This is a genomic window from Trichocoleus sp. DQ-A2 (assembly GCF_039961915.1).
GTDB lineage: Bacteria > Cyanobacteriota > Cyanobacteriia > Cyanobacteriales > FACHB-T130 > FACHB-T130.
Genome location: NZ_JAMPKD010000002.1, coordinates 213,452 through 229,346 on the forward strand (window position 1 = coordinate 213,452; position 15,895 = coordinate 229,346).

Consider the following 15,895-nt stretch of genomic DNA (forward strand, 5'->3'; position numbering starts at 1 on the left):
CCCCATATAGATCCACAGCTTTTTCGACTAGGCGGGATAAATTCGCAGCCGTCGATTCGGTTCTTCCCCAAAACTGTCAGAGTTGAGGCGATAGTGTTCGACGAGTTCGTGTTGCATTTTACGAACTTTAGAAGAACGCGGCAGGAGTTCCACCGGCTGTCCTTTGGGAATCACGATTTGCTCCACGGCAAGGCGGGCTTCTTCGAGAGCCTCAATCTCGTCTTCACTACCGCTACTAGTAAATAAGCTGAGTTCGGGGACATCTAGAACCTGAGAGTCATCCATATCCAGCAGACGCCTTAGGGCGCGGGTAATCTGGGGAATGGTACTTGCCTTAATTGCATGGATGGGAACCTGACGGGCTTTGGCAATATGTCGTAGCTTGGAATGGTTTTTTACGTGCGACCGAATCGCCAAAACTGCATCCGCGCTATCCATATCCTTCGTCAGCAAGATGGGCAAATTCAGCACCCGAATGACTTGCTCTAATTGTTGGCTGCTCACCCCATAAGGATAAACGTGCAATGGCAACTCTTCGCCATTTGGCCCCACAAAGGTTTCATTTCCGATCGCCTGAGGTTGATGCCAAGATTGATCCAGCATCTGCTCAAAAGAAGGTGCAAGGTTAGAAGAGACAGGCAATGAAGTAGAGGCAGATTCTTCTCCTCTAGCTAATAGGTTTTGCGGTTCTGCCCTCATGCCTCGCGTTGATTCTGACTGCATTGGTAATGGAGTCATTTGCCCAGAAGCCCGCCAGCCCATTGGTCGCGCTGGGGCGTCGTGGGTGGAGGATATACGGCTACCTCCGCTCATCGCTGGTCGCATGAGTGACGGTGCTTGGGGGGTCTCATGGGTAATCGTAACTTCCCCAGTCTCGCTGGTTGTCCTAACTTGATAACCCGGCTGACGCCCCCGCAGCAGGGTGTCAACGGTATCGGCAACACTTTCATGTACCACCCAGCGCTGCCGTTCTAGCATTTCAACAGCAATTTCAAAGGTTGGCGGGGCTTTGCGTTCCAATACCGTCTTTTGGCTACCCCGGCGTCTGGCTTCGTCATCTCCCAGAGTTACGGCCTGAATGCCACCCACTAAGTCAGATAACGTTGGATTTTTAATCAGATTTTCAATCCGATTTCCGTGAGCTGTACCCACCAGTTGAACACCTCGTTCAGCAATCGTTCGAGCTGCCAAGGCTTCTAGTTCTGTGCCAATTTCATCAATGACGATGACTTCTGGCATATGGTTTTCCACTGCCTCAATCATGACTTGATGCTGGAGTTCGGGACGGGCGACTTGCATCCGTCTAGCTCTACCAATTGCTGGATGAGGAACGTCACCATCCCCAGCGATTTCGTTGGAGGTGTCGATAATGACAACTCGTTTCTGTAAATCGTCGGCTAAAACTCTGGCGATTTCCCGCAGTGCTGTTGTTTTGCCAACACCGGGACGCCCCAGCATCAGAATCGATTGACCTGTTTCTACTAGGTCGCGAATCATGCCGATGGTGCCAAACACGGCTCGACCTACCCTCAAGGTAAGACCAATGATCTCGCCGCTTCGGTTGCGGATAGCGCTAATCCGGTGCAGAGTTCGCTCTAGTCCTGCTCGGTTATCCCCACCAAAATTTCCTACCCGGTCTACACAATAATTCAGTTGTTCTTTCGACACTGGCGTTTCGGAGAGATACTCTGCCTGTTTAGCAAACCGAGCCTCTGGAAGACGCCCCAAGTCTAGGACAACCTCAACTAACTTATCCCGTCCCGGATGCTGCTCTAAAGGTTGCCGAATTTCATTCGGTAACACGTCCAGTAATTTCTGGAGATCGTCTGTAATCTGCATTCTTTGTACAGTGACGTTTTTATCCACAATTGGTGATTTAAATAACTGATGTTTGTTCTTTACCTGGGAAGCGTTGCAGGTTGGCGATCGCGTTGAAAAGTCGATTTTTGCAAATGGTCAATCTTTTAACCTCCAACCTTTTAATCGATGGCATATCTAAAAGCGCGCTTCTACTGGCTATTGGGAAAAGGTTTTGAGTTGAGAAACTAGCGAGTGAGCAAGATCAACAGCTTGCCAGAGTAAATCCGGCTTTTCTTCCAAGCGTCCAGGTAAAGGTGTTTGACTTGACGCGGAGGTATTCCCACCTACTTCGTTTATATTCATTTTTTCTAATTCATCCAAGATGGGTGATAACAAAACACGAGCGTAGCTGCCATAAGCAATCCCGGCGATATTAGGGGATTGAGCGGGAAAAGTTTGAGTTGGTTGGAGCGGGTTTTTCGTTGATCCCTGGTTCCCTACAGGGATGCTTGATAGAGATGCCCTTCCGACTTTTGACTCTTGGACTTCTGGCTTTTGGTGGTTGTTGAGCAGTCCCATTGTCCTAAGTTTGCCAACAGTGTGGCGATTAGTGCCTCCTGCTAACTGCACATATCCGGGCAATCCCGCCGTTAGAACTTTTTGACCTAACTTTACAGCAGCTATCGTTGTGCCATCGCCAATATCGCCACTCATAGGACGCCCATCTGTTTGCCAGATGAGAGGACAAGGTAGGGGTGCCATCAATTCGTATAGCGCTCGGAGGTAATCAAGCATCGCTTCACCATCTGGACAACTAATGGCTAAAAGCTTGAGCTGATTTACCCAAGGCGCGATCGCACTCCAGAGTCGTTTAAAGTCTTCTACTCTGCCAACTTGCGTGTGAATTTCTAAGGCATCTACGCCGCTTTGAAATACCAAAGGTGCGATCGCTTCCGGTGCGGATACATAAGAACGAGTATAAATTAAATTATTTGGGCATACGGGAATACACCGTCCGCAGCCATAACAACGTTGATCGATCACCCCTGAAAAACCGTTCTGGCCAAAGTCAAAAGCGATCGCATCAGCCGGACAAATACTTTCACAAGGTCGCCAGCAATCTGCTGGACACTCAGTTGAGTTAAATTCAGCTTTTCGGAAATGAGGATCTTCCCCATCATTTAGGCTGACCATCAGCCACGGCAAACCTTCTACGCAATAGCCGCGATCGCGGGCGGCATCGGCAAGGGTAGTCGCAGCCTTTATACCTTCTTTCGCCGCAGCAATGACTGCTGGGTCAGCGGCAACATCGATACAGTCAGCCCCAGCGAGGGTATATGCCAACGCAAGATTTCGGACGGCAGGGAGGTGTTGGAAACTAGCTCCGCAAATGAGCTTAAACCAGTGACCCTCTCTTAAGGAACGCAAAGGATAGTAGGTATCAGTCACCCTTATATGCTAGTGCGTTCCCGGATAAATGGGGAGATCCAAGTAGCAAAAATTAGGGGAGTTTTCACCACTCCCCCTTTCATAGAAACCGTAAGCATCAGAAGTTTGCTTTTAGTCAGCGATCGCATTGAGCAGCACTTCCGCCAAGGTCATATCTGCCATGTCATCCAGCGTTATCGTGTCGCAGATATCAAACTTTGCCCCTGCACCTTGTAAGTCATCATCCAACGCCTTTAAAAACCGAGCTGCTGTAGCGTCTGACCCTACTTGAATCATCGAAATCGCCAGTTCTTCATCGCGTTCCATCTGTCGGGACGCCTCAATAATCGCCCGCATCACGCCTTTTCGGTCATCGGGTTCACCATCTGTGACCACCAAAATGGTTTCACCACCCACCTTAGTCTGACCGGCTGCTTTCCGCTGAAAGTAGGCAGCGATCGCATCTTGTAATACACCTGCCAAATTAGTTGTGCCAGCCGGGTCGTTTTCTTGAAAAATTTGTGCGACTTTACTGGAATTCACATTCTCATAGCGTTTAAATCGGCTGGAAAATAAGTAAACTGTGATCCCATCCGGGTCAAACTGTTCGCATTTTCGCGCCAACGCCAAGGTAGACTCTTGTGCCGCATCCCAGCGGCTTCTGCCTCCCGGCTGGTCTGGCGTAGACATACTGCCGCTTTTGTCAATAATTAACGTATAATCCCGATCTTCTGCGCTCATTAGCTAATCTCCCCATTATTTTTTTAGATTGAATGACTTGCTGCTGATTCCGCAACAAAATTGCGATTAAATACTGGCAAGCAAAATTTTGGATTTCAGATATGGAATCCAAAATCCAAAATAAACAGACAGCACCTAGTCGTTAATGGCGTTGAGCAACACTTCCTGTAAAGTCATGCCCTCCATGTCATCCAGCGTTACAGTGTCGCAAATATCAAACTTTGCCCCGGCACCTTGCAAATCATCATCCAAGGCTTTCAGAAACCGACTCGCCGTTTGATCCGAACCCACTTGAATAAAGGAGATGGCTAATTCTTCATCTCTATCCATTCGGCGAGAGGCTTCAATAATCACCCGCATCACGGCTTTGCGGTCATCGGGTTCACCATCTGTAATCACTAGAATTGTCTCGCCATTTGGCTTAGTCTGACCAGCCGCCTTCCGCTCAAAGTAGTTGTCGGTGGCGTTTTTCAAGACATCGGCAAGATTCGTAGTGCCAGAGGGATCGTTTTCTTGGAATATCTGCGCTACCTTGCTAGAAGTCACATTATCAAATCGCTTAAACCGACCGGAAAATAGGTAAAGCGTAATCCCATCGGGATCGAACTTTTCACATTTTCTCGCCAACGCCAGAGTAGATTCCTCTGCGGTTTCCCAACGGCTTCTACCGCTCGGTGGCTCTGGGGTAGACATACTCCCGCTTTTATCGATGATTAATGTATAGTCACGGTCTTCTGCCACAGATCCTCCTTCCACCAAAGATAACCTCCAGTGTTTGTCAAGATTTCCCAATCTAGCGTAGCCCACCTGCTGTGACTATCTAGTTGGATTAGATAAAAGAAATATAAAAATTTCTACAGCAGAGAGGGGCGTAAATATTTGTCTGGTGATCGCTGCTGGCTTCTACGGCTTAGTCTCCCGCAAGGCTTGCAAATAATCAATCGCCGCCTCAAGTTTAGAGGGATATGCATCGGCAAACTCTTCAAACCAAAGACCTTCTTCTGAAAGTGGCTTTAAATTTTTCAGCCATTCTCGCGCTTGGTTTTTGAATACTTCCCGTTGTTTCTGCCTTAGTTGCTCCTGTTTGAGTTGTTCTTCTCTGAGTTGTTGCTGTTTTTTTAGCTGTTCTGTACGTTCTTGTTCTTCAAACTCAGCCCTAATTTGAGCCAGAACAATGTCTTCAGATGAGCTAATCGGCTCGTTTTGCCATTTTTGCCGGGGCAATTCCGGAATTGCGTTTGCAGCAAGCGGGAGGTTCGCAGAATGATTTTGTAAGAAGTTCGCTGGTTGCGGTTTGACTGGTTCTTCTTTCAGTTGTGGTGGTTTTTGCAGTTCTTTTGGTTTATCTTTTGTCTCATACTCAGCCTTGACTGCCGCGAGTATGTCATCGATTGATTCCATAAATTCGGACGCCTCTAGAGAGATTTTAGATTTCTCTTCACGATCAAAATCCCAAATCCCAAATTAGACTTTGAACTTAGTCAATAATGGCATTGATCAACACTTCCGTCAGGGTCATGTCCTCCATGTCATCCATCGTCACCGTGTCGCAGATATCAAACTTCGCTCCAGCACTTTGCAGTTCATCATCCAGCACTTTCAGAAATTTTGTTGCCTGCGCGTCTGTGCCAACTTGGATAAAGGAAATCGCGAGTTCTTCATCCCGATCCATACGGCGCGACGCTTCAATAATTACCTTCATTACCGCTTTCCGGTCATCCGGTTCCCCATCTGTGACGACCAAAATGGTATCTCCATTGGGCTTGGTTTGTCCTGCTGCTTTACGCTGGAAGTAGTTATTCGTCGCATCTAGAAGGACTGCCGCTAAGTCAGTGCGTCCAGACGGTTCGTTTTCGCGGAAAATTTGTGCGACTTTACTGGCGTTTACATTGTCATAGCGTTTGAATCGACCGGAAAATAGATAGATAGTGATGCCATCCGGATCAAATTCTTCACATTTACTGGCTAAAGCGAGAGTAGACTCCTGCATCATGACCCAGCGGCTTTTCCCGCCTGGCTGGTCTGTCATCGACATACTGCCGCTTTTGTCAATAATTAATGTATAGTCGCGGTTTTCTACCATAAGAGTTTGCCTTATTTGCTTACTTCTTTAAAGGTATCAAAATCCTCTAGCTGAGCTAAAACGTCTGTAGGTCATAAAGCTTGACTATTCAGACGTTCCAGCTCGTTTTAGCTCGACATGACTTAGAGCTACACCCAAGCATTGGTGCGACCCTAAGATTGGATTGACTGACGCGGGTTTAAGCAGCAGCGATCGCGTTTTTAAGTGGTGTCCAGCGGAAAGCGCGATCGCCTCCCATTTCTACAGCAATCTTTAGGCGTGGCTCTATACTTGGCAAGGTGGTTAAATATTCCACTTCCTCACGAGACAATACGTGTCCTTCAATTATCCACAGCACCAGTCCCTTCGATTTGGGAGGTAGTTGTTCCAACTGATAGGTCACGATAGGTGGCACGTAGTAAACACGAATGTCTTTCTTGCCCAAATGCGCGGGACGAACGCCGTGTACACCAGTTAAATACGTTGCTACGTCGCCGAGTCCCCGTGCTGATAGGCTTAAAGTGGTATAGCCAGCTGCACGCAACCGCCGCTGGTAACGCCCTTCAAACCCTCCTTCTAAGGGTACATACGTTCCTAAAGCACCTGACTTTTCCAAGTCTTTGACGAATTGATTGCCGATGGTGATCAGTGCCATATTTTTATGTTCTACCCAGCTTTAAGTTTTGTTAATTGCTGCTGGCAATTTATTATAGTTGGGCGTTGAGGAACCTATCAACTTTAAGCAAAAAGCAATGTGCAACAAAAGCTTTGAAAATTTAAGTAAGGTTGTACTTTTTCCAGACAGTGTTGAGTTTTGAGCCTCGTTTGAACATAGGCTTACAGACAATCGAGGTTAAACTGTTTGGGCGATCGCGCTTTTTGTGGAGATGCGATCGCTACGTAGAGCTGTAAAGATTTGACTTATTTTGACTCAACATCTACTGAAAATAAGTGAATAGGCTTCTCGTGAAGATGGAATCGCAATCGACCTAATCCCAAAAATCATGTACTGGTAATCCCTTATTGCGCTTTAATACCGCAGGTCGGAAAAAAAAGCTCAAACAGGTAACGTTAAACGGCTGAATCTATGCTTGAAAGCCAGCTTGCTTCTATCTGCAATCTCTTGTAGTCCATTTAACTGTAGGGAAGATGTTGCTGGAGTTGTAATACTGTGTTTACAAAGACTGTGCAAACACATTGTGAAATGCTATAACCGACCTAAGTGCGGGTCGTTGGTATGCGATCGCCTTCTTCCTTATCTATCCGTAAGCCGTTAACTGGACAGTTGTCTTCTGGATCTGGAGTTGCACGACAAGCGAGGCAGGCGATCCAGCAGACCGCTAAATTTTTTTGGCACAATTGCTAGACAACTTGTAACAAATCGTTTATAGTTAACGATTGTGATCAAAATTCGAGCAGCTATTGCCGCTGAAGTTGAAATCGAGTCCAGGGACAGCACGCCTTCCGAGTGAAAAACTATTGAGTCTTTCTCACAAGAGGTTAGTGCCCCCAGCGAGCGTAAAGCAACAGAGACATCGATTTCAGGATTAGCGACGATCTAGAAGGTTTCTTGAGAAGAACCCTTTTCAGCCGGAAAAAGCCCTTTCGCTTTCTCGGATACTGGATGGCTTGCCACCTAAGTCCCCGCGAATATAGGCAACGCGCTTCTAGCGCTTACCCGACCGTCGAATAGCTTCATCCCAGCTAAAGAAAAAGCCTAAATTAGGCTGACTTGAAAGCTTGCCTCTCTCAATCCGAGGATGCGCCCCAGCTGGCTGGTTTGATAACAACGTTTGTTGGAGCAAGCGGATTTACGAAGTACTCGTAATCCCGCCTCTTTGTACTGTGTAAAAAGGAGAGACCAGAAAGCCGTGTCTGTTGGTATCCTCGGCACCAAACTCGGCATGACCCAAATATTTGACGAAACAGGAAAAGCAATTCCTGTGACGGTCATTCAAGCAGGGCCATGCACCGTTACGCAAATTAAAACCAAAGCAACAGATGGCTATACTGCCGTCCAGCTTGGTTATAAAGAAGTCAAACCCAAGAGTTTGAACAAGCCTGAATTGGGTCACTTGGCAAAATCAAGCGCTCCTCCCTTGAAAAAACTGCGAGAGTATCGCTTTGAGAATGTGGGAGAGTTTGAACTAGGGCAAGAACTCAAACCAGATATTTTTACTGCGGGTCAAATTGTGGATGTAATCGGCACAAGCATCGGAAAAGGCTTCGCCGGTTATCAAAAACGCCATAATTTTAAGCGAGGGCCTATGTCCCACGGTTCCAAAAACCACCGTCTACCTGGTTCGATCGGCCCTGGAACCACACCGGGGCGTGTTTATCCCGGTAAGCGGATGGCAGGTCGTCTAGGTGGTACGCGCGTTACCATTCGCAAATTGACAGTAGTGCGGGTAGACGCAGAACGCAATTTACTACTGATCAAGGGAGCGGTTCCTGGTAAGCCAGGGGCGCTGGTTAATATTGTTCCTGCCAAGAAAGTAGGTCGAAAGTAGTCATTTTCTAAGGTCAGGCTGGCTAATCGCTAAGAGCTTTTGATACTTAGCAATCTTCAATTAGCAATTAGCAATTAGCAACGAACAAAGGACAACGGATATGGTTAACTGTGTAGTACGAAACTGGAACGGGGAAGAGGTCGGACAGGCAACTCTAGAATTAAAAGTTGCTAAAGAAGAGAATGCGGCTCATATTGTCCACCGAGCCTTAGTAAGGCAACAGGCGAATGCTCGTCAAGGCACAGCCAGCACCAAAACCCGCGCGGAAGTTAGGGGGGGAGGTCGTAAGCCTTGGCGTCAAAAAGGGACGGGTCGCGCTCGTGCTGGGTCGATTCGTTCACCACTGTGGCGAGGCGGCGGTGTCATCTTTGGTCCCAAGCCAAGAGACTATGATACAAAGATGAACCGGAAGGAACGGCGTTTAGCACTGAGAACCGCCTTCTTTAGCCGAGCTGAAGACATGATTGTGGTGGAGGAATTTGCTGACAAGTTGCCTCGGCCTAAGACTAAAGAATTGGTAGAAGCGATCGCACGTTGGGGCGTCCAACCAGATTCTAAAGTCCTGCTGATCCTAGCTGAACGGGAAGAAAACGTTTATTTGTCAGCCCGGAACGTTGCCAAAATGAAGATCATCCCTGCCACCCAATTGAATATCTTTGACCTGTTGGCAGCTGACAAAATCGTGACAACGCCATCCGCCCTTGCCAAAATTCAGGAGGTTTACAGTGAGTCAGTATAACCCCCGCGAACTTGCGGATCTGGTGTATCGACCGATCGTAACTGAAAAGGCAACTCTGCTGATGGAGCAGAACAAGTATGTCTTTGAAGTTGTTCCCAAAGCGACTAAGCCAGAAATTAAAGCAGCAATTGAAGACCTGTTTAAAGTAAAGGTTGTGAGTGTGAATACCCTTCGCCTACCGCGCAAAAAGCGCCGCGTCGGCAAATTTGCAGGGTTTAAGCCTCAGTACAAGCGAGCAATTGTAACTCTGGCAAGCGGAGAAACCATCACCCTCTTCCCAGAAGTTTAATAAGTTGGAAAGTTGAAAAGTTGAAATTTTAAATTTTAACTAATTTCAACCACCTCAACGGAAAGCCGCCCTACAAGCGTCTTCAAACTTCAACCTTCAAACCTCTTTTTTAAGTTATGGGCATCCGTTCTTATCGGCCTTATACTCCCAGTACTCGTCAAGTGACCATTTCGGACTTTGCCGAAGTTACGCGGAGTGAGCCGGAAAAGTCACTAACCTACACAAAGCACCGCCCCAAAGGTCGAAACAATCGTGGGGTGATTACTAGCCGCCGTCGAGGTGGTGGTCATAAACAACTCTATCGGGAAATCGATTTTCGCCGCGATAAGCGTAATATCCCGGCAAAAGTGGCAACCATTGAGTACGATCCAAATCGCAATGCCCGGATTGCCCTGGTTTATTACCAGGATGGCGAAAAGCGGTATATTCTTCACCCAGTCGGCTTAACCGTCGGTACAGTTATCACTGCTGGCCCAGACGCCCCAATTGAAATTGGCAACGCATTACCATTAAGCAAAATTCCGTTAGGAACTGCCGTTCACAACGTAGAACTGACTGCTGGACGGGGCGGGCAAATTGTTCGCGCTGCTGGTGCCACTGCACAAGTAGTCGCTAAAGAAGGTGACTATGTCACCATCAAGCTACCCTCCGGTGAAGTCCGCATGATCCGCCGCGAGTGCTACGCTACCATCGGACAAGTCGGCAATGTTGAGCATCGCAACTTGAGTGCTGGTAAAGCTGGTCGTAATCGCTGGAAGGGACGCCGTCCAAAGGTAAGAGGCAGTGTCATGAACCCAGTCGATCACCCACATGGTGGTGGTGAGGGACGGGCACCAATTGGTAGAAGTGGACCAGTCACACCTTGGGGTAAGCCAACTTTAGGTGCTAAGACCCGTAAGCGGAACAAGCCAAGCAATAAATTAATTGTCCGGCGTCGTCGCAAATCTTCCAAGCGAGGTCGGGGCGGTCGGGAGTCCTAGGATTTTAGATTTTGGATTTTAGATTAGCAATACGTCCAAAATCCAAAATCCAAGATCCAAAAATCCAAAAGTAATTGGGGTTATTTGAACTATGGGTCGTTCTCTTAAAAAAGGTCCTTTTGTTGCGGACCATTTGTTGAAAAAGATTGAAAATTTGAATGCTAGGGGCGATAAGCAGGTTATTAAAACTTGGTCTCGTGCTTCAACTGTATTACCGCAAATGGTAGGTCACACCATTGCGGTTCATAACGGGCGGACTCACGTGCCAGTTTACGTCACCGAGCAAATGGTAGGGCATAAGTTGGGAGAATTCGCTCCAACTCGCACCTTCCGGGGACACTCGAAAGATTCCAAGGCAAAGAGGTAATTTTGAAGTTTGGGTTTTGAGATTATTCAGAATTCCAAATTCAAAATTATTAAAAGGGAGAAATCTATGGCAGTTGATACTACAGAAGAAGTGAAAGCGATCGCGCGATACATCCGGATGTCTCCCCACAAGGTGCGCCGGGTTCTCGACCAAATTCGGGGACGCTCCTATCGGGAAGCACTGATCGTTCTGGAATTTATGCCCTATCGGGCTTGCGATCCCGTCCGCAAGGTACTGCGCTCAGCAGCCGCCAATGCCGAACATAACGCCGGTTTAGATCCCGCGAGATTAGTGGTTTCTAAGGCTTATGCTGACCAAGGCTCAACCTTGAAGCGCTTCCGACCCCGCGCTCAAGGTCGTGCATATCAAATTCGTAAACCAACGTGTCATATCACTGTAGCTGTTGCACAAGCAGCGGCAGATGAATAACACTACTTTGGCTAAGCGCTAGTTGTCAGAAACAAGCTTTTGAACAATTAGCAATTAGCAATTAGCTGATTTAAGAGGACGCATTCGTGGGACAGAAAATTCATCCAATTGGTTTTCGGCTGGGGATTACCCAAGAACATCGCTCCCGTTGGTTTGCGGATGCTAAGCGCTACCCAGAACTCCTGCAAGAAGACCACACTATTCGGCAGGTCGTAGAGAAAAAACTCAGTAACGCTGGTATCTCCCAAGTACGGATTGAGCGCAAAGCCGATCAAATTGACTTAGAAATCCACACAGCTCGACCGGGTGTTGTGGTAGGTCGCGGTGGTACTGGAATTGAAGTATTACGCGGCGATCTTCAAGAAGCTTTAGGCGGTGGCAATCGTCAAATTCGGATCAACGTGATCGAAGTAGCACGGGTAGATGCCGACGCCGGACTGATTGCTGAGTATATTGCTCAACAGTTAGAGCGACGAGTTTCCTTCCGGCGCGTCGTGCGTCAAGCGATTCAACGTGCCCAACGAGCTGAAGTCCAGGGAATTAAAGTACAAGTCAGCGGACGGTTAAACGGGGCGGAAATTGCCCGAACCGAGTGGACAAGGGAAGGCAGAGTTCCTCTGCATACTCTTCGAGCCAACATTGACTACGCTTACCGCACTGCCAAAACTATTTACGGCATTCTTGGCGTTAAAGTTTGGATCTTCAAAGGTGAAGTGATTCCTGGTCAGGAAGAAATTCCGGCTCCTAACAACGCTCAGCCTAGACGTCGTCAACAGCGTCGTCGCCAGCAATTTGAAGACCGCTCTAATGAATAGGTTGATAGGTAATCGGTAATCGGTAATGGGTAATCAAAAAGAAAACGCCCAATTACCAGTTACCAATTACTAATTACCAATTATCAATTACCCCTTACCAAGTCATGTTAAGTCCCAGAAGAACAAAATTTCGCAAACAGCAGCGCGGGCGGATGAACGGTTTGGCAACTCGCGGCAGTAGCCTAAACTTCGGTGACTTTGGCCTCCAATCCACAGAACCTTCTTGGATTACCTCCCGTCAAATTGAAGCCAGCCGCCGAGCCATGACCCGCTACATCCGTCGGGGTGGAAAAATCTGGATTCGGATCTTCCCCGATAAACCAGTTACAATGCGCCCTGCTGAAACCCGTATGGGTTCTGGTAAAGGTTCGCCAGAATTTTGGGTAGCTGTCGTGAAGCCAGGCCGGATCTTGTTTGAGATTGCTGGGGTTCCTGAAGAAACCGCCAGGGAGGCGATGCGTCTAGCTTCCCACAAGTTGCCAATTAAGACGAAGTTCATCACTCGTGAAGAAGAAGGGACTGTGTGAGTTATGGCTCTGCCCAAGATAGAAGAAGCCAGAAATTTAGGCGATCGAGAACTGGCTGAAGAAATTTTAGCTGTCAAGCGTCAGCTGTTTGATTTACGGCTGCAACAGGCAACCCGACGCTTGGAAAAGTTACACCAGTTCAAGCATACGAAGCATCGTTTAGGTCAGCTCCTAACTGTAGAAGGGGAGCGGCAACGGGCTGCAAAGGCTCAAAAGCCACAACCAGATGCAACATCCGAGGAGTAGACCCCAATGGCAGTTAAAGAACGAGTTGGCTTGGTCGTCAGCGACAAGATGCAAAAGACCGTAGTGGTTGCTGTCGAGAACCGCTCACCGCACCCTAAGTACGGAAAAATTGTAGTGCGTACAAAGCGTTACAAAGCTCACGACGAAGAAAATCAGTGCAAGGTAGGCGATCGCGTCCGGATTTCCGAAACACGGCCTCTAAGCCGCACCAAACGATGGGCAGTCGCTGAAATTCTCAACCGTGAGGTTCAATAAGTAAAGTTATGAGTTTTGAGTTTGTAAAGGCGGGTTCATCGAAAATTTCGATTTGACACCGATATTTAATGAGGTAAACCCGTCAGTAACAAGTTTTAAGCGGAAATCTAACGAAAGAATGTCGGGAATAAAAATCAAACTTCTTACGTTCTTTCTTTTGCTAAAACTTAAAACTTACAGCTCAAAACTATTATTCAAAACTTACGCATCCGAAGCTAAGAACTATGATTCAGCCCCAATCTTACCTTAATGTCGCCGACAACAGCGGCGCTCGTAAATTGATGTGCATCCGCGTCTTAGGTGCCAGTGGCCGACGCTATGCCGGTGTTGGCGACGTAATCATTGCGGTCGTCAAAGATGCCATTCCCAATATGGCGGTTAAAAAGTCGGATGTTGTGCGAGCCGTGATTGTCCGTACCCGAAAAAATATGCGCCGGGACAGCGGTATGAGTATTCGCTTCGATGATAACGCCGCCGTCATCATCAACGCAGATGGCAACCCTAGAGGGACGCGCGTTTTTGGGCCAGTTGCACGCGAGCTGCGCGACAAAAACTTCACCAAAATTGTTTCTCTAGCTCCGGAGGTGCTCTAATGGCCGCAAAAAAACAGTCTAAAAGAAACGGGACGAAGCTTCCCCAGCGCTATAAAATGCATGTCAAAAAAGGCGACACAGTACAAGTGATTGCCGGTCGTGATAAAGGCAAGGTTGGTGAAATTTTGCGGACGCTTCCCCAAGAAAGTCGAGTAATTGTCAAAGGCATCAACATTAAAACCAAGCACGTTAAACCTCAGCAAGAAGGTGAATCCGGTCAAATCGTGACAGTAGAGGCACCAATCCATAGCTCTAACGTGATGCTTTACTCGGCTCAACAAAAGATTGCCAGCCGCATTTGCTACACCTTGAATGAAGAAGGACGCAAAGTGCGGATGCTCAAAAAAACGGGTGAAATTATTGACTAAATAGTTGTTAGTTACAGCATATTGCTAATTACTAACTGCTATTTTCCCTGACCAAGCCCAGGGATATTAAGGAAAAAACAATGACACAAAAACTGAAAACGCTGTACCAAGATACGATCGTTCCTAAACTGATGACTCAGTTTAATTACACGAATACCCATCAGGTACCCAAAGTCATAAAGGTTACGGTTAATCGAGGTCTAGGTGAGGCTTCTACCAACGCTAAAGCGTTGGAATCTTCCCTTGCTGAAATTGCCAAAATTACGGGTCAAAAACCAGTAGTGACGCGGGCGAAAAAGGCGATCGCTGGATTTAAACTTCGCCAAGGGATGCCAGTCGGCGTGATGGTGACTCTGCGGGCGGATCGGATGTATGCCTTTCTCGACCGATTAATTAACCTGTCCTTGCCACGGATTCGGGACTTTCGCGGCATTAGTCCCAAGAGCTTTGATGGTCGGGGAAATTACAGCCTAGGCATTAGAGAACAGCTGATATTTCCAGAAATCGAATACGACAGCATCGACCAAATTCGGGGCATGGACATTTCCATTATTACTACAGCAAATACCGACGAAGAAGGCCGCGCCTTGCTAAAAGAAATGGGAATGCCTTTCCGGGATCAATGAGGCAGTCAAAATAAGGAGGGAATAATGGCGGCAAACGACACAATTTCAGATATGCTGACTCGCATTCGGAATGCGAATCTGGCGCGGCACCAAACAACAGAAATACCAGCGACAAAGATGACTCGCAGTATTGCCAAAGTCCTCAGGGAGGAAGGCTTTATTGCTGAATTTGAAGAAGTTGGCGAAGGGATTAAGCAACACTTGCTAATTTCTCTAAAGTACAAAGGCAAAAACCGTCAACCGATTATTAATACCTTAAAGCGGGTCAGCAAACCTGGTCTGCGGGTCTACTCTAACCGCAAAGAACTACCCCGCGTGCTGGGCGGTATCGGAATTGCGATCATTTCTACCTCCAGCGGCATTATGACTGACCGGGAAGCACGGCGTCAGGGTGTAGGTGGAGAAGTGCTTTGCTACATCTGGTAGATAAGCTAATAGCTATTAGTTATTAGCTATTAGCTCGATTGGCTGGTAGGTTTCAAAAACCTAGAAAAGCACAGACTTTCGGACTCACCGATAGACCAAAAGCTAACAGCTAACAGCTAACGGCTAACGGCTAATTGATTAGGAGGATTAAGTCATGTCTCGTATTGGCAAACGCCCTATTAATATTCCTGCTAAGGTACAAGTCTCGATCGAAGGGCAACATGTTGCAGTGAAAGGGCCTAAAGGAGAACTATCCAGGGTTCTACCATCTGAGGTGAGTATAGAGCAGGAGGGAGAAACGATCTTAGTCAAGCGGCGGGATGAATCTCGCGCAGCTCGTCAACGCCACGGTCTTTCTCGTACTCTGATTGCCAACATGGTCGATGGAGTTTCCCAAGGATTTCAGCGTCGTCTAGAAATCCAGGGAGTCGGTTATCGTGCGGCAGTTCAAGGTCGCAATCTGATTCTGAGCGTGGGTTACAGTCATCCAGTTCAGATTGAACCTCCCGACGGTGTTCAAATGGCCGTAGAAAACAACACAAATGTAGTTGTAAGCGGCATTGATAAAGAAATCGTAGGAAATATCGCTGCTCGAATCCGTGCTGTCCGTCCACCGGAAGTTTACAAGGGTAAAGGCATTCGCTATGCGGGTGAAGTCGTAAGACGTAAAGCTGGAAAGGCAGGTAAGAAGTAA

At 47.6% G+C, this 15,895-nt stretch carries 22 protein-coding genes; 15 read left to right on the forward strand and 7 right to left on the reverse strand.

Going from position 1 to position 15,895, the window contains the following annotated elements:
• Positions 1-27 precede the first annotated feature (27 nt).
• The 7 genes from NC997_RS02415 to NC997_RS02445 form a co-directional block, all read right to left on the reverse strand.
• Complete coding sequence (locus tag NC997_RS02415) at positions 28-1,839, reverse strand: R3H domain-containing nucleic acid-binding protein (protein WP_190428646.1); 1,812 nt, start codon at positions 1,837-1,839, stop codon at positions 28-30.
• A 177-nt stretch (positions 1,840-2,016) separates the two neighbouring features.
• Positions 2,017-3,249: a circadian clock protein LdpA gene (locus NC997_RS02420; protein ID WP_190529463.1), complete on the reverse strand. Its 1,233-nt coding sequence runs from the start codon at positions 3,247-3,249 to the stop codon at positions 2,017-2,019.
• 111 nt (positions 3,250-3,360) lie between these two features.
• The gene (locus tag NC997_RS02425) at positions 3,361-3,969 is read right to left on the reverse strand and encodes a VWA domain-containing protein (RefSeq protein WP_190428644.1); all 609 of its coding nucleotides are present in this window, start codon (positions 3,967-3,969) and stop codon (positions 3,361-3,363) included.
• 135 nt (positions 3,970-4,104) lie between these two features.
• Positions 4,105-4,710 carry a VWA domain-containing protein gene (locus NC997_RS02430; protein ID WP_190411903.1) on the reverse strand — a complete coding sequence of 202 codons (606 nt, stop codon included), beginning with the start codon at positions 4,708-4,710 and terminating at the stop codon, positions 4,105-4,107.
• Between the two features lie 162 nt (positions 4,711-4,872).
• On the reverse strand, positions 4,873-5,370 hold the full coding sequence (locus NC997_RS02435) for a hypothetical protein (RefSeq protein ID WP_190428643.1): 498 nt from the start codon (positions 5,368-5,370) through the stop codon (positions 4,873-4,875).
• Between the two features lie 76 nt (positions 5,371-5,446).
• The gene (locus tag NC997_RS02440) at positions 5,447-6,052 is read right to left on the reverse strand and encodes a VWA domain-containing protein (RefSeq protein ID WP_190411901.1); all 606 of its coding nucleotides are present in this window, start codon (positions 6,050-6,052) and stop codon (positions 5,447-5,449) included.
• 178 nt (positions 6,053-6,230) lie between these two features.
• A complete protein-coding gene (locus NC997_RS02445) occupies positions 6,231-6,686 on the reverse strand; it encodes an NAD(P)H-quinone oxidoreductase subunit N (RefSeq protein ID WP_190411900.1) in 456 nt (151 codons plus the stop codon).
• Positions 6,687-7,902: 1,216 nt separating this feature from the next.
• Between NC997_RS02445 and rplC the strand changes: the two genes are divergently transcribed.
• From rplC to rplF, 15 genes are all read left to right on the forward strand, one after another.
• The gene (rplC, locus tag NC997_RS02450; protein WP_190529465.1) at positions 7,903-8,541 is read left to right on the forward strand and encodes a 50S ribosomal protein L3; all 639 of its coding nucleotides are present in this window, start codon (positions 7,903-7,905) and stop codon (positions 8,539-8,541) included.
• Positions 8,542-8,641: 100 nt separating this feature from the next.
• The gene (gene rplD, locus NC997_RS02455; protein WP_190411898.1) at positions 8,642-9,280 is read left to right on the forward strand and encodes a 50S ribosomal protein L4; all 639 of its coding nucleotides are present in this window, start codon (positions 8,642-8,644) and stop codon (positions 9,278-9,280) included.
• Positions 9,267-9,569, forward strand: coding sequence for a 50S ribosomal protein L23 (locus tag NC997_RS02460; protein ID WP_190411897.1), 303 nt, complete (start codon positions 9,267-9,269; stop codon positions 9,567-9,569). The genes rplD and NC997_RS02460 overlap by 14 nt, the downstream gene beginning before the upstream one ends.
• A 116-nt stretch (positions 9,570-9,685) precedes the next feature.
• Positions 9,686-10,549 (forward strand): 50S ribosomal protein L2, encoded by an 864-nt coding sequence (rplB, locus tag NC997_RS02465; RefSeq protein ID WP_190411896.1) that lies wholly within the window; start codon positions 9,686-9,688, stop codon positions 10,547-10,549.
• A 91-nt stretch (positions 10,550-10,640) separates the two neighbouring features.
• Positions 10,641-10,916, forward strand: coding sequence for a 30S ribosomal protein S19 (gene rpsS, locus NC997_RS02470; protein ID WP_190411895.1), 276 nt, complete (start codon positions 10,641-10,643; stop codon positions 10,914-10,916).
• 66 nt (positions 10,917-10,982) lie between these two features.
• Positions 10,983-11,345 carry a 50S ribosomal protein L22 gene (rplV, locus tag NC997_RS02475; protein WP_190411894.1) on the forward strand — a complete coding sequence of 121 codons (363 nt, stop codon included), beginning with the start codon at positions 10,983-10,985 and terminating at the stop codon, positions 11,343-11,345.
• Between the two features lie 86 nt (positions 11,346-11,431).
• Positions 11,432-12,160 carry a 30S ribosomal protein S3 gene (rpsC, locus tag NC997_RS02480; protein WP_190411893.1) on the forward strand — a complete coding sequence of 243 codons (729 nt, stop codon included), beginning with the start codon at positions 11,432-11,434 and terminating at the stop codon, positions 12,158-12,160.
• Between the two features lie 104 nt (positions 12,161-12,264).
• Positions 12,265-12,687, forward strand: coding sequence for a 50S ribosomal protein L16 (gene rplP, locus NC997_RS02485; RefSeq protein WP_190411892.1), 423 nt, complete (start codon positions 12,265-12,267; stop codon positions 12,685-12,687).
• Between the two features lie 3 nt (positions 12,688-12,690).
• Positions 12,691-12,933 (forward strand): 50S ribosomal protein L29, encoded by a 243-nt coding sequence (gene rpmC, locus NC997_RS02490; RefSeq protein ID WP_190411891.1) that lies wholly within the window; start codon positions 12,691-12,693, stop codon positions 12,931-12,933.
• 6 nt (positions 12,934-12,939) lie between these two features.
• Positions 12,940-13,188 (forward strand): 30S ribosomal protein S17, encoded by a 249-nt coding sequence (rpsQ, locus tag NC997_RS02495; RefSeq protein ID WP_190411890.1) that lies wholly within the window; start codon positions 12,940-12,942, stop codon positions 13,186-13,188.
• A gap of 224 nt (positions 13,189-13,412) precedes the next feature.
• Positions 13,413-13,781 carry a 50S ribosomal protein L14 gene (gene rplN, locus NC997_RS02500; protein WP_190411889.1) on the forward strand — a complete coding sequence of 123 codons (369 nt, stop codon included), beginning with the start codon at positions 13,413-13,415 and terminating at the stop codon, positions 13,779-13,781.
• Entirely contained in the window at positions 13,781-14,149 is a 369-nt protein-coding gene (gene rplX, locus NC997_RS02505; protein ID WP_242028859.1) for a 50S ribosomal protein L24, read from the forward strand. The genes rplN and rplX overlap by 1 nt, the downstream gene beginning before the upstream one ends.
• Positions 14,150-14,229: 80 nt before the next feature.
• A complete protein-coding gene (gene rplE / locus NC997_RS02510) occupies positions 14,230-14,775 on the forward strand; it encodes a 50S ribosomal protein L5 (RefSeq protein ID WP_190411887.1) in 546 nt (181 codons plus the stop codon).
• A 24-nt stretch (positions 14,776-14,799) separates the two neighbouring features.
• Entirely contained in the window at positions 14,800-15,201 is a 402-nt protein-coding gene (rpsH, locus tag NC997_RS02515; RefSeq protein WP_190411886.1) for a 30S ribosomal protein S8, read from the forward strand.
• 154 nt (positions 15,202-15,355) lie between these two features.
• On the forward strand, positions 15,356-15,895 hold the full coding sequence (gene rplF / locus NC997_RS02520; RefSeq protein WP_190411885.1) for a 50S ribosomal protein L6: 540 nt from the start codon (positions 15,356-15,358) through the stop codon (positions 15,893-15,895).

Coding starts and splice junctions, on each gene's coding strand:
- NC997_RS02415 (WP_190428646.1), bottom strand. CDS start 1,839: ATGCAGATTACAGACGATCTCCAGAAATTACTGGACGTGTTACCGAAT.
- NC997_RS02425 (WP_190428644.1), bottom strand. CDS start 3,969: ATGAGCGCAGAAGATCGGGATTATACGTTAATTATTGACAAAAGCGGC.
- NC997_RS02435 (WP_190428643.1), bottom strand. CDS start 5,370: ATGGAATCAATCGATGACATACTCGCGGCAGTCAAGGCTGAGTATGAG.
- NC997_RS02440 (WP_190411901.1), bottom strand. CDS start 6,052: ATGGTAGAAAACCGCGACTATACATTAATTATTGACAAAAGCGGCAGT.
- NC997_RS02445 (WP_190411900.1), bottom strand. CDS start 6,686: ATGGCACTGATCACCATCGGCAATCAATTCGTCAAAGACTTGGAAAAG.
- rplD (WP_190411898.1), top strand. CDS start 8,642: ATGGTTAACTGTGTAGTACGAAACTGGAACGGGGAAGAGGTCGGACAG.
- rplB (WP_190411896.1), top strand. CDS start 9,686: ATGGGCATCCGTTCTTATCGGCCTTATACTCCCAGTACTCGTCAAGTG.
- rpsS (WP_190411895.1), top strand. CDS start 10,641: ATGGGTCGTTCTCTTAAAAAAGGTCCTTTTGTTGCGGACCATTTGTTG.
- rplV (WP_190411894.1), top strand. CDS start 10,983: ATGGCAGTTGATACTACAGAAGAAGTGAAAGCGATCGCGCGATACATC.
- rplP (WP_190411892.1), top strand. CDS start 12,265: ATGTTAAGTCCCAGAAGAACAAAATTTCGCAAACAGCAGCGCGGGCGG.
- rpmC (WP_190411891.1), top strand. CDS start 12,691: ATGGCTCTGCCCAAGATAGAAGAAGCCAGAAATTTAGGCGATCGAGAA.
- rpsQ (WP_190411890.1), top strand. CDS start 12,940: ATGGCAGTTAAAGAACGAGTTGGCTTGGTCGTCAGCGACAAGATGCAA.
- rplN (WP_190411889.1), top strand. CDS start 13,413: ATGATTCAGCCCCAATCTTACCTTAATGTCGCCGACAACAGCGGCGCT.
- rplX (WP_242028859.1), top strand. CDS start 13,781: ATGGCCGCAAAAAAACAGTCTAAAAGAAACGGGACGAAGCTTCCCCAG.
- rplE (WP_190411887.1), top strand. CDS start 14,230: ATGACACAAAAACTGAAAACGCTGTACCAAGATACGATCGTTCCTAAA.
- rpsH (WP_190411886.1), top strand. CDS start 14,800: ATGGCGGCAAACGACACAATTTCAGATATGCTGACTCGCATTCGGAAT.
- rplF (WP_190411885.1), top strand. CDS start 15,356: ATGTCTCGTATTGGCAAACGCCCTATTAATATTCCTGCTAAGGTACAA.